The sequence below is a fragment of the Paenibacillus sp. FSL K6-1330 genome (assembly GCF_037976825.1).
In the GTDB taxonomy this organism is placed as follows: domain Bacteria; phylum Bacillota; class Bacilli; order Paenibacillales; family Paenibacillaceae; genus Paenibacillus_AQ.
Map to the genome: position 1 here is coordinate 191,240 of NZ_CP150269.1, position 12,605 is coordinate 203,844.

The following is a 12,605-nucleotide window of genomic DNA, read 5'->3' on the forward strand; positions in this document are numbered from 1 at the left end:
CAAGGCTTACTTCTGCATGCCTAGCGCTGTGAGCAGCTCCTGCACGTCTTGCTCCTGTTCTTCAAGGAATGCCTTGAAGTCAGCGGCGTTTCGGTATTCGCTTGCCCAGTCGTTGGCAACCAGCTCTTTTTGCCACACTTCGTTCTCGGAGAGCCCCTTCAGCGTTTTGTCCCAGAAGGCCAGCTGCTCTTCCGACAGTTCCTTCGGACCGAATACACCACGCCAGATGGTGAATTCGGCATCCAGACCCAGCTCCTTCAGAGTCGGTACATCTGCAAAGTCTCCGCCCAGGCGTTCGCTTGAGGTAACGGCCAGGATTTTGATCTTGCCTGCTTTCAGGTAGCTCCCGAGCGAAGAAATGTCCGTGCCGATCGCGTCGGCATTGTTGCCGAGGAGGGCCGCGATGGCCTCGCCGCCGCCATCATAGGATAAATACTTCACGGTTCTCGGATCCACACCGGATTTGAATGCAGGCAGAACGCTGATCAAGTGGTCCATCGAACCCGGAGCGGAACCACCCGCAAGTGTGACGGAAGTCGGATCGGCTTTGATCGCGTCGACCAGCGATTGCAGGTCGGTGAATTTGGAGTTTGCCGGTACGGCAATCGCTCCGAAGTCTTTGGTCATCTGGGCGAGCGGCGTCACGTCCTTGTAGCCGAACGGGCTGTTCCCTTCTTTTTTCAAGTTGTTGATGAGGATTGGCGGAGAGCTGACGAACAGCTTGTAGGGATCTTTGTTGTCTTTTGCCACGTATTCTGCGAGAAACACGGTCCCGCCGCCGCCGGGCTTGTTCTCAACCGTCATGGTTTGTTCGATGAGCTTTGTTTCCGTAAGTACTTTGGTGAGGGAACGTGCGGTTTTGTCCCATCCACCGCCGGCGCCAGAAGGCGCGGTCACGATAAATGGTTTTTTCGGATATTCGCCGGCGCTGCTTCCGGTGCTGTTGCAGGCTGTCAGGCTCATGGCCAGGACAAGTGCAGCGGTTATGATTTTTATGCCGTTTCGTTTAAGCATGGATAAGTTCCTCCTTATCGTTGTGCGAGAGTTCGCAATACTTGTAAGCGCTTACCTGATTGAAGTTCCTTCATATTATCATCGAGCGTCTGGCTTGAACAGAATTGCGACATAAGTTGAAAAAACATCATTTCGCTAATTTTGTTCATAAAATTTACGACCGATTTTTTCCAGAGACTATTGTCACATGTGTGATCTAGAATACAATAGGAAAATCAGAGCTGCGCTTATGGCGACAATGTGTATGGAGGAATATGAATGCGTTTACAGACGAGATTGATTCTGCTTATAGGCACCCTGTTGTTCGCCGTCATTGTCGCCCTCACCTTCAGTTTTGAGCGGTTGCTCATCACAACGCTGGAGAAGAGTATCGGCGCTTCGGCATTAAAGCTGGCGAAGGCCGTGGCGGAAATGGACGTTATTCAGAATGCGTTCGAGGAAGAGAACCCGTCAGCCATCATTCAGCCTGTGGTAGAGGAAATTCGGTTGGAGACGGATGCGGAATATATCGTCATCGGTAACCGTGAAGGAATTCGGTATGCGCATCCTCTCGCCGATCGGATCGGCAAAGAGATGGTCGGTGGCGACAACGGCCCGGTATTGAAGGGCATGAGCATCATATCGAAGGCGATTGGCTCCATGGGACCCTCGCTCCGGGGGAAGACGCCGATCTACAATGATAAGAACGAAATTATTGGTATCGTATCGGTTGGCATTCTAATGAAAGATATCGAGATATCAGCACAATCGTACCGAAATCGTGTCCTGTTCTTTGCAGGAATTTCGTTAATCCTGGGATGCGGCGGCGCTATATGGATATCGTCCAGTGTCAAGCGATCCATTCACGGGCTGGAGCCCAAGGAAATCGGTTTATTGTATCAAGAGAAACGCGCGATTCTGGAAACGATTCATGAAGGCATTATTGCCGTCAATCGAGAGGGCATCGTAACCTTGGCCAATCATACAGCCATGATGCTGATCGATCCAAAGGAGCGTAGGGTGATCACCGGGCAGTATGTTCAGGATGTCATCCCGGGCACCAGGCTGCTGGAGGTGATGCAGTCCGGGGTAGCAGAGAAGGATCAAGAGATGGTCATTAACGATCACGCGGTTGTGGTCAACCGGCTGCCTATCTATGATCATGAGCATCGGATTGTGGGGGCGGTCTCCAGTTTTCGGAACAAATCCGAGCTGCTGCGCCTGACCGAAGAGCTTACGCAGGTGAAGAGGTATACGGAAGCGCTGCGCGCGCAGACGCATGAATATTCCAATAAGCTGTATACGATTTACGGACTGATTCAGCTGGAATCGTATCAGGAGGCCATGGATCTGATTACGCATGAGACGGATGTGCATCAGAACCTGATACAATTCCTGCTGCAGGAAATTCCCGATCCGATCATTGGCGGCATTCTCATTGGAAAGTTCAATCGAGGAAGCGAGTTAAAGGTGAAGGTTGAGATTGACCGGAGCAGTTCTTTTAAAGACATTCCCGGTCATATTAGCCGAAACCAGCTAGTTGCCATTATTGGAAATTTGATCGACAACGCCATGGAGGCGGCATTGGGGTCCAAACCGGAGAACAGATGGGTAAGCGTAAAGTTACATGACAAGGGCAATCAATTAATGATCGAAGTATCCGACAGCGGGTCCGGTATAGCCGAGGCTGGAACGGATCGTCTGTTTGAGCGGGGCTATTCCACCAAGGGGGAACGCAATCGAGGATTTGGCCTATCGATCGTCAACGGGACAGTACAGCAATTACACGGTACGATTGTGTGCCATAACTCGCCTGCGGGCGGTGCGGTGTTTACGGTCAAGATTCCAAAAACAGGGGGGAATATCCATGATACGGGTCGTAATCATTGAAGATGATGTGCGCATTGCCAGCATTAATCAACGGTTCGTAGAGAAGGTAGAGGGCTTTGAGGTCGTCGGCATTGCAACGGATCGGGTCCAGGCGCATGAGCAGCTGGATATTCTGGCGCCTGATCTGGTGCTGCTGGATTTGTATTTTCCCGATATGTCGGGATTGGATCTGCTGCAGCATATACAGCGGGGATACCCGAATACCGATGTTATTATCATAACGGCAGCCAAGGAATTCGATACGGTGCGGGAGGCGATTCGCGGCGGAGTGTACGATTTTATGATCAAGCCGGTGGTCTTCGACCGTTTCCAGGAGAAGCTGAAAGCCTACCGGAAATATTACGAGCAGATGAAGCAGCTCGGCGGAGCAAATAAGCAGATTGATCAACAGGGCATCGACCAGCTGTTATGGCGTGCCGGTGAACGGATGGAGAGGGAAGCGTATTTTCCAAAAGGCATCGATAAATTGACGAGCGAGAAAATCCTGTCCTACATCGAGGAGTCCGAGGACGTGTGGACCGCGGAGGAGCTTGGAAAACGTGGCGGCTTCAGCCGAACGACGGCCAGAAGATACCTGGAGTACTTCGTGGAGAAGGGCGTCCTCGTGGCGGATATTTCATATGGCACGGTAGGCAGGCCGGAACGGGTATACCGGAAAGCGGAGGATTAGATAACCGGATGCGAGACTGGGATATTCCGCCTAGACTTGCAGCTGCATATCGCTTGGATCCTTTCCTTGGATTCGAAATTCATAGAAAGGAGGGAGTGACGCGATGATTACCACCGTTGTTTTTGATTTGGACGGGACGCTGCTTGACCGCGACACGTCATTGGTACATTTCGTTCAAGATCAGTATGATCGTCTAGCGCTCCATGGAGGTTTAGTTGTGGGCAGAGATGAGTACGTAAGACGGTTTGTCGAGCTTGATCGTAGAGGTTATGTATGGAAGGATGAGGTGTATCGGCAGCTAACCAAGGAGTTTGCGCTCCCCGTGGGTTGGGAAGCTCTGCTGCGGGATTACATGTCGGGGTTTCAACAACATTGCGTCGGTTTCCCCCATTTGCATGAAATGTTAGCTTACTTGAGGAGTAAAGGGATAAAGCTCGGACTGATCTCCAATGGGTACGGCGATTTTCAATACAGCAATATCAGGGGACTTGGCATTGAGCCTTATTTTGATATTATCGCGTTTTCGGAGTGGGAAGGTTTACGTAAGCCGGATCCTAGGATTTTTCTCCATACATTACATCGGCTTGAATCAAAGGCCGAAGAATCGATCTATGTTGGAGACCATCCGGACAATGACGTAACCGCAAGCCGGCGTATCGGCATGAAGGGCATCTGGAAGCGGGATCCCTATTATGATCAGGACTTCGCCAAGGATGGGGAGATTACCGATTTGCTTGAGATTATCGATTATTTGAAAAATTGAACAACCATTTCATTCTTTTACTCGTTATCATTTATATAAGCCGAATCGAGATAACCGGTTGTTCTGCGTGAGGAGGGTGTCCCCGTGAATCGAAATAAAACCATGACCTTTATAGGCAAGGGTGAGAAGTGGAAAGCGACTTATGCTATTACCCATCAGGATAAGGTCAATACGAAGTTTACCGTGTTTCAGGATTCGCTTGGCGGAAAGTTGAAGCTGCAGTACTTAGGAAAGGAACTCCTCGACCATGGCAAGGTAGACTATCGGCTAGAAGATATGACGGGCCACTCCATGGAGGGCAGAATTGTCGTGGGGATCGATCATGCTGCCATGAAGGAAACCAAGGGGAAGCTGGATTTTGAGCATCTGCTCGATATGATGAACCCAAACAAGGTTCTAACCCTAAAGATTGAGTGGAACGGGCACCGTGAAGAGTTTACGCTGGAGCTTCCCCGGAAGATCGGCTTTGGAAAAGTGGTCCGTAAGCGGAAGGAATAGCGGGACTTCATGGAAGCAGGACAGGGGCCGACTCTCCCATCATCACTTACGCGTAAGGCGGGTATGACAACCATATTACTCCAATGATATTGCATCAAATGCTTTTTTTTGCATATGGTGATCCTGCCCACACTGCTGGTGTGGGTTATTCGGTTTTCGGTTTTGGAGTATAGCTATAACCCCCAGGTTAACAGCAGGGCCGATTATGACGCGGGGGTGCCTTTTTTAAACGCATTTTAAACGAAGGAATCCCCGTCATTTAAACTTGATCCTGTAACCTATAAGTAGAACATCACAGAGGGAGTGAACGAAAGCATGCTGGAATCCTACCTGTTTCCAATATCTTATGCATTTTTAACCTTTCCCATAGCGGCTTTGCTGTGCGCAGTTCCCTTTCTGATTGTGCAGTATCGCAAATATGGTTATTTTAATAAATTCCGGGGATTTCTGCTGTATTTATTTCTGCTCTACATGATGAACGCAGTGTATCTGGTGCTCCTTCCTTTGCCTGCCTCGCGGCATAATGCTCCAATGAATGTTGCCTCGGTCATGCAGTGGATTCCTCTGAACTTTATCCAAGACATATTGAAGGAGACCAAGGTGGTATGGGGCGAGCCTTCGACTTACATGCATCTATTCAAGGAAAGAGCCTTCTTGCAGGTCGTATTTAACGTATTTCTCGTGGTTCCGTTCGGCATGTTCCTGCGTTATTATGCTCGGGCATCTTGGGTTACGTGTTTGGTGGCCTCATTCGGATTATCGCTGTTCTTTGAGGTGACCCAGGTGACCGGTATTTACGGCATCTATGATCACCCTTACCGGTTGTTTGATGTGGATGATCTGCTGTTGAATACCATGGGTGGAATGATCGGATTCGTGCTCGCGGATTGGATGAAAAATCACCTGCCTCGCCTCGATCGGCTGGATGAGAAGGTGGATCTGTCGCAGAAACGGGTCAGTTATACGCGCCGGGCGATCGCTTTCGGTATTGATGCAGGGGTCGTGCTGCCGATGATTGGCGTGTTGACGGTGCTGAATGTGAAGGGTGCGTATTTTATTGTCGTGATTTTATATCATATCGTGCTGCCGTATATGATGCAGGGACAGACGCTGGGCAAGTGGATTGTCCGGGTCCAGATTCGTGGAGCAGAGGAACATCTGAAGTTGAAGGAAGTGATCATCCGTAACGGACTGCTGTATGTGGTCTGGGGTGGATTTCATGCCTTGCTTATTCCCGTTAATATTTTGGGTTCGCAAATCCTGGCTGCCATGTATGCGCTGGGGGTATTGCTTCTGGATGGTGTTGTGTTTATCCATGTGCTGTTATGTCTCATCTATCGTGATCGAGTGCTGCTGCATGAAGCCAAGAGCGGAACGAGGCTGGCTATCGTAGAGAATAAACCATTAAATAAGACTGATTAATGTTGGTTACCACAGGGTTTATTATTTGTTATAATGTGGAAAACGGGTTCGTCGAGGGGGAGATACAACTGAAAGGCAAAATCCTCTCCATTTCCGCAATCATCGTAGGGTTGCTGTTTATTTCCAACCAACATCTGGGCTATTCATTCGGAGATGATCTGTTCCGCTGGGCAGGGATCTCACCATGGACTCAGGAAGGTAATTATGGTCTTCATCTGCCTGTTATAGCAGGTCTTATTTTGTTGGTAGCTGGCATCCTATGGGTGGCACGGATTTATCGTCCACGTTATCCGAAGATTATGAGCCGATTATTAATCGGCTGTATCGCATGGATCGTTATTTTTCCATTTATATCAGAGTTTGTTATGTATGTGGTGAATTATAATTCGAGCGGAACATCTACCGTGTCCTATTCCAGGAAAGACAGCAAGTGTGATTATCGCACAGAGAACGATGCTATTCGGGCGCACTGCCAGCTTCATATTTACAGCTATGGTAACGAGCAGCAGGTTATAGTACGGCCGTTAAGCGTTGATATTGGCGGGAGGATGGTTGATTTCGAGTCTAAGGAGGTTACGGTTCGGCCACGAGGTCGGATACAGATTAGCGAAACCTTTGAGGGTTTCTTGGAACAGCCTGACTCTTCCTACAGTATGTCGGGGGGAACCAACGAGCCGGGCATCGAGCTGATCGTGGATGGCAGAAGCAAACAGGTGAAATAGCCATCCGGTTCTTCAGAATAATGACTCTGAATTGTGGGGTTAACCATGGTCGATATTCATCGTGCGGGTCGGCTTATGAAAATACCGCTGATCACGCTGCTGTTGCTGGTGATGTGTTCATCGCCAGCTGCAGTTGCTTCCTGGGCATACTCATTTGTCGTCAATGATGGGAAGGTTTTTGTCGTGTCAGAGAACCGCGTGGATGAGTCCACGCTTGGAGACGTGGTGGGGAAGGTCACCTACCATACGGATCAGGAAGGGACCTACGGCGGCAACTTCTCTAATATTTACCCAAAGGGAACGAAATACTATGCCATCCAAGGAATCGCTCCTGAATCCGCCATCGCGGTTGAGACGCAGGAAGGTTATGTCATGGCTCGTTATGAGGGTGAGTATGGCGGATCCCGTGTTCCGTGGGAAGTCATCAAGAATTGGATTGCGGCGGGGCTGATCCTGCTAGTCGTTGTGTGGGTGGCGGCCGTTGTTCGAAAGAAGCGGGCAAGTGGCTCATATAGGCGCTAGCTGCTTCGGGAGCTAAGCAGACTTATTCACGATGTGCAATAACAGCCGGTATTCTTTGAGCATGCTCATTGGACACCGGCTTGTTATATTCATGTATCATTGCGGATTGCAGGTTGACCTATGGAGGATTTATATTTGCTACAATAGAAAATAGAACTAGAAACCGATACGATAAGGAGACAGCTCATGAAACCGATACGAAACTCGGCCAAGGCCGTTATTATGCGGAATCATCAAATCCTTCTAACGAAAAACGTAGACCATTTGGGGGATTTCTATCTGTTCCCAGGCGGTGGACAAGAAAAGGGGGAAACCTTGGTGCAGGCGGTGATCAGAGAGTGCCAGGAGGAAATCGGGCGTAAGGTGGAAGTTCGTGATCTCCTGCATGTCCGTGAATACATAGGGTCCAATCATGAATTTGCGGAATGGGATTCCGATGTGCACCAAGTGGAGTTTTATTTTGAGTGCAGCTTGGCGGATGCAGGGGATAGCTTTCTTGGCCATAACCCGGATGAATACCAGGTGGGTGTGGAATGGATCGATCTGTCCGCATTGGATGAGATTCGAGTATACCCTCGATCCCTGGTCAAGCCACTTCAGGATAAGGCTGCACACCCCGTAGTTTGCTATGTTGGCGATACGAACTGATTTTATCTACAGAAAATCTTGAAGTTTGTGGTCAAAAATTCAATGGGATGATGGAGGATGCCGAATATGGATCAATGGGAATACAAAACGCTGAAATACAAAACCGGAGGATTCCTTGGAGGCAAGGTGAACGAAGAGGAATTTGAGGATTTATTAAACAGTTACGGAATTGACGGCTGGGAATTGATCTCGTGCTTTGATACGAGTGTGCATCAAGGCCAGTCCAGAGACATCATTGCCGTAATGAAGCGAAGAGCTTATCTGGGGTGAGGGATAAATAAAGGGGAGACGATATTATGATCATTCGCGAGACAGAGGATGCTTTTGTGATGACGGCCCAGGACGACCATGGCCGATTCTCGGGCGATGTAGCCCGGGGCTTCCGGCGAGAGCTGTTTATGGATGAGTCTGTATTGAAAGAAGTACTGCTGGCTATAACCGAGCATGACCGCGCTTGGCTTCGGATGGATGACACGCCGATCTGGAATGACGAGAGCCGGACTCCATACACTTTTATCGATTATCCGGTCCTGCCGAAAATGCTAATGTATACAAAGGGTGTTGATGAGATCGAAGCGATGAGTCCTTATGCAGGGTATCTCTGCAGCCTTCATTTTGCGTCATTTATGAAAGAGGCGACGGAAGCGCCGCTGGTGGAATTCTACCATGAGGAGTTGGCTCGGCAAAAACGACTAAGTGATCAGTTTCAATTTCCCGATGAAGATGTCGTTAACAGACAGTTTGGCCTGCTGCAGCTGTGCGATGATATCTCGCTCTATGTAAACATGAATGCACCTGGTGTTTCCAAGGATCAGGAGCATCCTTGGTTCAAAGAGGGCTTCGATATGTCGATCGATGGGGAAAGGGTCATAGCGGCCTGGGCAAGCGAGCATGAGATTCGATTGCGACCGTTTCTGTTCGAACAGGCATGGTCGGCTTCGGTGAAGTGGAAATATGTGCTGAAGGCGAAGATTGATGAACTTGGAGTGGCCAAGGCATTTGATGGTGCGGCGTGGACGGAGCAGACGGTTACTTTTGTACCGTAAGTTCATTCATATAAACGATCATACTTCATCAGCAAAAATATGATATGATCACCACAGTAGGCTGCAGACTGGATAGATTTGATTCTGTAGGAATGTAGAGGATGAACAATGAAGAAAAAGGAATTTTTGATCGTTGCGCTGCTTAATTTTTTGGCTGCGATAGCGTTCTTGGTGGTCGTTTTCATTACGGATCGAAGCTCTTGGCAATGGGGATTTGGAATCGTTTCACTGTTGTTTGCGATTGGTGGAGTAGGGAATTTGGTATTGCATGCCAAGAACAAGTAAAACCTCCTTCGCAGGGCTATCACGATAAGATTCACTTTGTAAGGTAGGAGGATTATGATTTTGATGGAATGGAAGAACCTTTATCGGGGTGTGCTGATGGGAGTCAGTGACCTAATTCCAGGTATAAGCGGCGGCACTATTGCTGTCGTGCTGGGTATCTATGATCGTTTGCTGGCGGCTATCAGTGGATTTTTCAGCAGGGAATGGAAGAAGCAGCTGGGCTTTTTGATTCCACTTGGCGTTGGAATTGGAGCAGCTCTATTGTTGCTGAGCCGCGTGATTGAATACCTGCTGGCAAGCTATTATGAGCCTACCCAGTTTTTCTTTACAGGATTGATTTTAGGGGTGTTGCCTCTTATTCTGCGTAAAGCGGAGGCGAGAACCAAATTCAAAGCCGTGCATGTGGTCGTGTTGATTGTGGCAGCCGGTTTATTGGCTTCGACGGCCTTTCTCAGAACGGATGCCACATCCGATCCGATAACCGTCCTGACCTGGTCCAACGGGATCGGACTGTTCTTATCCGGCTGGTTGGCCAGCATGGCGATGCTGCTGCCTGGCATTAGCGGGTCGTTTGTACTTCTCCTTCTGGGTGTGTATTCTACTGCCATTTCAGCTCTATCCTCATTAAATTTAGGGATTATAGCTGTTATTGGGGCGGGAGTGGTGATTGGCTTCGTGGTTAGCAGCCGGTTGATTCGGTACCTGCTGGACCGTTTCCCACATATGACGTATGCCGTTATTATTGGATTGATATTAGGATCTATTGTTATCGTGTTTCCGGGTATTCCATCCGGAACGGGTATGATGGCTACCAGTATAGGAACCTTGCTGCTGGGGCTGATCGTAGCGGTGTTCATGGGTAGAAAAGAATAAGAATGAAATATAAAACAGGGAGCCGAGGCTTCCTGTTTTTAGGTTGCACTGAGCAACTTTGCTCTGAAGGAGCGAAGGGGTGAGATGGCATATGAATGATTTATGCCTTTACTTGTTATCGCATTTATGTGACAATATTCACAAATGGTTTAACATTAAAAAAGTATTCATGAATAGGATCCGTGAGGATTCCGTTCATAAGATATGTTAAATGATAAAGCAATGCATAGATGTCGATGTTGTCTTTCCAAGTAAAGGAGCGTTATTCATGAGGAATAATGGGATTTGTGTCAGCTGCGGCGGCGAGGTATACCCTGCCTCTAACAGATGCGCTCAATGCGGAATGCTGCAGACGTCCGGTCCAACCAAGCACACATTCATGCTGCAGGTCGCTTCGATGATTGGGGCCGGCTTGCTTATTTTTGCGGTCCCGGTGATCCTGCTGCTGATGTGGAGACATTAGGGTAGAAGCGAATATACATTTTACAATCCCCCCACATAAAGACTGTGATCGAAGCGTTCATCAAGTGATGAAATTCGACATGGTTGGCAGGAAGGGGTTTTTGTGCTTGGAGCAGCGAAAGACCTAAATGGGCTTCCCCCTGGAGCTTCAACCGGCATTCCGGACATAAGGGGGAATATTTTATTATACTGGTTGTGTACCGAGACCCTCATCCAGAATGATGTTAAAATACCCCTAATCAGATAAAGGGTGGGATTCGTGATGATACATAAAATGAAGGAATTTGCTGCTGGCATTCGTTTTTCGGGAGCTGTGCTCGTAACAGATGAAAATGACAACGTCGTATGGGATGGTGCCTTCGGTTATTCCAACCGGGCCGATCACATCCCGAATCAAACAGACACCAGGTTTGGCATTGCCTCAGGCTGTAAGCTGTTCACCGCTATTGCGGTTTGTCAGCTTATCGAACAGGGCAAGCTGTCGCTGGACAGCAAGCTAAGCGATTGTTTGGATATCCCACTGCCTAATTTTAGCCCGGAGATTACCGTTTTTCATTTGTTGAGCCACAGCTCGGGTATTCCGGATTATTTTGATGAAGAGGTCATGGATGATTTTGAGGATCTGTGGAAAACGGTTCCCATGTATACACTCCGGAACGGAAGGGACTTTCTACCGCTATTCCAGAGTGAACGAATGAAATTTCAGCCCGGCGAGAGATTTCATTATAACAATGCAGGCTTTGTATTACTCGGTCTGATCGTTGAACAACATGCTGGAATACCGTTTCGCGACTATGTCCAGCAGTTTGTATTTGAGCCGTGCGGCATGCAGGATTCGGGATATTTCCCGCTGGATCGTCTGCCCGCGAATACGGCTTACGGGTATATTGATGAGGAAGACGGCACGTGGAGAACGAACCAGTATGCTATCCCGATTCAGGGTTATGCCGATGGCGGGGCGTATGTGACGGCATCGGACATGATCAAGTTATGGAGGTCGCTTATGAACAATACGCTGCTCACCGCATCCATGACGGAGAAGCTGCTGGCTTCACATAACTTGAATTATGGGCTTGGCGTGTGGATTACCAAGAAAAATGAGGATGTGTTTAAATACCATGTCATGGGCTATGATCCGGGTGTGAATTTTCGGTCTGCTTATTACCCGGCCACCGGTCATACCCTTGTAGTGGCTTCCAATGCCGGTGGTGGCGCTTTTGAAATGATGCAGTTTATCGAGGAAGAATGGTTGAAGTGATCATAATCTACATGAAACAGCCCCGGGCCTTAAATAGGCCAGGGGTTGTTGTTCTGTTGATCCCAAATCAAGCGGGTGCTGAGTTGACTTACGATTCAGCTTTGAAGTACCGATTCGCCGCGGGTCTGAACATAAATATCAAGGCCGCAACAACGGCGATCATATGAAGGGTACGGCTGGAGGCAAATAGTATGGAAATATTGTCTGCTTGAGCAAAGGCGTCCCTAAGGGAACCGCCTGTAATGAGCCATTTGATAGGGTCAATGATTAGGGAGAGAGTGCCAAACCCGCCTAAAAACAAAGCTAATGCGATACGCGCCCAATTCTTTCCCCGAAGCATTCTGATCATGATGTAGACAAGGACAGCGAACATCGTCGTTCGTGCGGCAACTTGAATGAGAATACCGACAATTCCAGCACTCGTTAGGCTGGATATCGAATCGATGACAGCCAGGATCATTTCAAATACCCCTGCACCGATAGCAATTATCCATAACAGAAAGGACTGGAACACCTCAAGGGGGGCAGCATCCTTTTTCAAGATCCATCATTC

16 protein-coding genes are annotated in these 12,605 nt (G+C 48.6%); 14 read left to right on the forward strand and 2 right to left on the reverse strand.

All coding sequences use genetic code 11. The annotated features are described in order from the left end of the window. Nucleotides 1-6: 6 nt before the first annotated feature. The gene (locus NYE54_RS00925) at nucleotides 7-1,014 is read right to left on the reverse strand and encodes a tripartite tricarboxylate transporter substrate binding protein (protein ID WP_339269341.1); all 1,008 of its coding nucleotides are present in this window, start codon (nucleotides 1,012-1,014) and stop codon (nucleotides 7-9) included. Between the two features lie 258 nt (nucleotides 1,015-1,272). Between NYE54_RS00925 and NYE54_RS00930 the strand changes: the two genes are divergently transcribed. The 14 genes from NYE54_RS00930 to NYE54_RS00995 all read left to right on the forward strand — a co-directional run bounded on the left by NYE54_RS00930 (nucleotide 1,273) and on the right by NYE54_RS00995 (nucleotide 12,052). Beyond that, entirely contained in the window at nucleotides 1,273-2,883 is a 1,611-nt protein-coding gene (locus tag NYE54_RS00930; protein ID WP_339269343.1) for a sensor histidine kinase, read from the forward strand. Continuing rightward, the gene (locus NYE54_RS00935; RefSeq protein WP_339269345.1) at nucleotides 2,861-3,553 is read left to right on the forward strand and encodes a response regulator; all 693 of its coding nucleotides are present in this window, start codon (nucleotides 2,861-2,863) and stop codon (nucleotides 3,551-3,553) included. The genes NYE54_RS00930 and NYE54_RS00935 overlap by 23 nt, the downstream gene beginning before the upstream one ends. A 103-nt stretch (nucleotides 3,554-3,656) precedes the next feature. After that, the gene (locus NYE54_RS00940; RefSeq protein ID WP_339269347.1) at nucleotides 3,657-4,316 is read left to right on the forward strand and encodes an HAD family hydrolase; all 660 of its coding nucleotides are present in this window, start codon (nucleotides 3,657-3,659) and stop codon (nucleotides 4,314-4,316) included. 84 nt (nucleotides 4,317-4,400) lie between these two features. Further along, nucleotides 4,401-4,814 (forward strand): hypothetical protein, encoded by a 414-nt coding sequence (locus NYE54_RS00945; RefSeq protein WP_076326161.1) that lies wholly within the window; start codon nucleotides 4,401-4,403, stop codon nucleotides 4,812-4,814. Between the two features lie 315 nt (nucleotides 4,815-5,129). Further along, nucleotides 5,130-6,236, forward strand: coding sequence for a VanZ family protein (locus tag NYE54_RS00950; protein ID WP_339269349.1), 1,107 nt, complete (start codon nucleotides 5,130-5,132; stop codon nucleotides 6,234-6,236). Then, nucleotides 6,236-6,958, forward strand: coding sequence for a hypothetical protein (locus NYE54_RS00955; RefSeq protein WP_339269351.1), 723 nt, complete (start codon nucleotides 6,236-6,238; stop codon nucleotides 6,956-6,958). The genes NYE54_RS00950 and NYE54_RS00955 overlap by 1 nt, the downstream gene beginning before the upstream one ends. A gap of 45 nt (nucleotides 6,959-7,003) precedes the next feature. Then, nucleotides 7,004-7,480, forward strand: a complete 477-nt coding sequence (locus NYE54_RS00960) for a hypothetical protein (protein WP_339269352.1) — start codon at nucleotides 7,004-7,006, stop codon at nucleotides 7,478-7,480. Nucleotides 7,481-7,666: 186 nt separating this feature from the next. After that, on the forward strand, nucleotides 7,667-8,128 hold the full coding sequence (locus NYE54_RS00965; protein ID WP_076326164.1) for an NUDIX domain-containing protein: 462 nt from the start codon (nucleotides 7,667-7,669) through the stop codon (nucleotides 8,126-8,128). A 66-nt stretch (nucleotides 8,129-8,194) separates the two neighbouring features. Then, nucleotides 8,195-8,398, forward strand: a complete 204-nt coding sequence (locus NYE54_RS00970; RefSeq protein ID WP_006207549.1) for a DUF4177 domain-containing protein — start codon at nucleotides 8,195-8,197, stop codon at nucleotides 8,396-8,398. Between the two features lie 26 nt (nucleotides 8,399-8,424). Then, nucleotides 8,425-9,174: a DUF3891 family protein gene (locus tag NYE54_RS00975; RefSeq protein WP_076326166.1), complete on the forward strand. Its 750-nt coding sequence runs from the start codon at nucleotides 8,425-8,427 to the stop codon at nucleotides 9,172-9,174. A 108-nt stretch (nucleotides 9,175-9,282) separates the two neighbouring features. Further along, nucleotides 9,283-9,459: a hypothetical protein gene (locus tag NYE54_RS00980; protein WP_009595674.1), complete on the forward strand. Its 177-nt coding sequence runs from the start codon at nucleotides 9,283-9,285 to the stop codon at nucleotides 9,457-9,459. A 63-nt stretch (nucleotides 9,460-9,522) separates the two neighbouring features. Continuing rightward, on the forward strand, nucleotides 9,523-10,332 hold the full coding sequence (locus tag NYE54_RS00985) for a DUF368 domain-containing protein (RefSeq protein ID WP_076326167.1): 810 nt from the start codon (nucleotides 9,523-9,525) through the stop codon (nucleotides 10,330-10,332). Between the two features lie 268 nt (nucleotides 10,333-10,600). Further along, nucleotides 10,601-10,795: a hypothetical protein gene (locus tag NYE54_RS00990; protein ID WP_098741325.1), complete on the forward strand. Its 195-nt coding sequence runs from the start codon at nucleotides 10,601-10,603 to the stop codon at nucleotides 10,793-10,795. Nucleotides 10,796-11,056: 261 nt separating this feature from the next. After that, complete coding sequence (locus NYE54_RS00995) at nucleotides 11,057-12,052, forward strand: serine hydrolase domain-containing protein (RefSeq protein WP_339269356.1); 996 nt, start codon at nucleotides 11,057-11,059, stop codon at nucleotides 12,050-12,052. Nucleotides 12,053-12,140: 88 nt separating this feature from the next. Here the strand turns inward: NYE54_RS00995 and NYE54_RS01000 are convergent, their stop codons facing one another. Further along, nucleotides 12,141-12,593 (reverse strand): hypothetical protein, encoded by a 453-nt coding sequence (locus NYE54_RS01000; RefSeq protein ID WP_076326170.1) that lies wholly within the window; start codon nucleotides 12,591-12,593, stop codon nucleotides 12,141-12,143. Nucleotides 12,594-12,605: the final 12 nt, after the last annotated feature.

Bases quoted from the DNA above. Each gene is read 5' to 3' on its own strand.
- NYE54_RS00930 (WP_339269343.1), top strand. From the start codon at position 1,273: ATGCGTTTACAGACGAGATTGATTCTGCTTATAGGCACCCTGTTGTTC.
- NYE54_RS00990 (WP_098741325.1), top strand. From the start codon at position 10,601: ATGAGGAATAATGGGATTTGTGTCAGCTGCGGCGGCGAGGTATACCCT.
- NYE54_RS00965 (WP_076326164.1), top strand. From the start codon at position 7,667: ATGAAACCGATACGAAACTCGGCCAAGGCCGTTATTATGCGGAATCAT.
- NYE54_RS00940 (WP_339269347.1), top strand. From the start codon at position 3,657: ATGATTACCACCGTTGTTTTTGATTTGGACGGGACGCTGCTTGACCGC.
- NYE54_RS00950 (WP_339269349.1), top strand. From the start codon at position 5,130: ATGCTGGAATCCTACCTGTTTCCAATATCTTATGCATTTTTAACCTTT.
- NYE54_RS00935 (WP_339269345.1), top strand. From the start codon at position 2,861: ATGATACGGGTCGTAATCATTGAAGATGATGTGCGCATTGCCAGCATT.
- NYE54_RS00960 (WP_339269352.1), top strand. From the start codon at position 7,004: ATGGTCGATATTCATCGTGCGGGTCGGCTTATGAAAATACCGCTGATC.
- NYE54_RS00980 (WP_009595674.1), top strand. From the start codon at position 9,283: ATGAAGAAAAAGGAATTTTTGATCGTTGCGCTGCTTAATTTTTTGGCT.
- NYE54_RS00925 (WP_339269341.1), bottom strand. From the start codon at position 1,014: ATGCTTAAACGAAACGGCATAAAAATCATAACCGCTGCACTTGTCCTG.
- NYE54_RS00995 (WP_339269356.1), top strand. From the start codon at position 11,057: ATGATACATAAAATGAAGGAATTTGCTGCTGGCATTCGTTTTTCGGGA.
- NYE54_RS00975 (WP_076326166.1), top strand. From the start codon at position 8,425: ATGATCATTCGCGAGACAGAGGATGCTTTTGTGATGACGGCCCAGGAC.
- NYE54_RS00955 (WP_339269351.1), top strand. From the start codon at position 6,236: ATGTTGGTTACCACAGGGTTTATTATTTGTTATAATGTGGAAAACGGG.
- NYE54_RS00970 (WP_006207549.1), top strand. From the start codon at position 8,195: ATGGATCAATGGGAATACAAAACGCTGAAATACAAAACCGGAGGATTC.
- NYE54_RS00985 (WP_076326167.1), top strand. From the start codon at position 9,523: ATGGAATGGAAGAACCTTTATCGGGGTGTGCTGATGGGAGTCAGTGAC.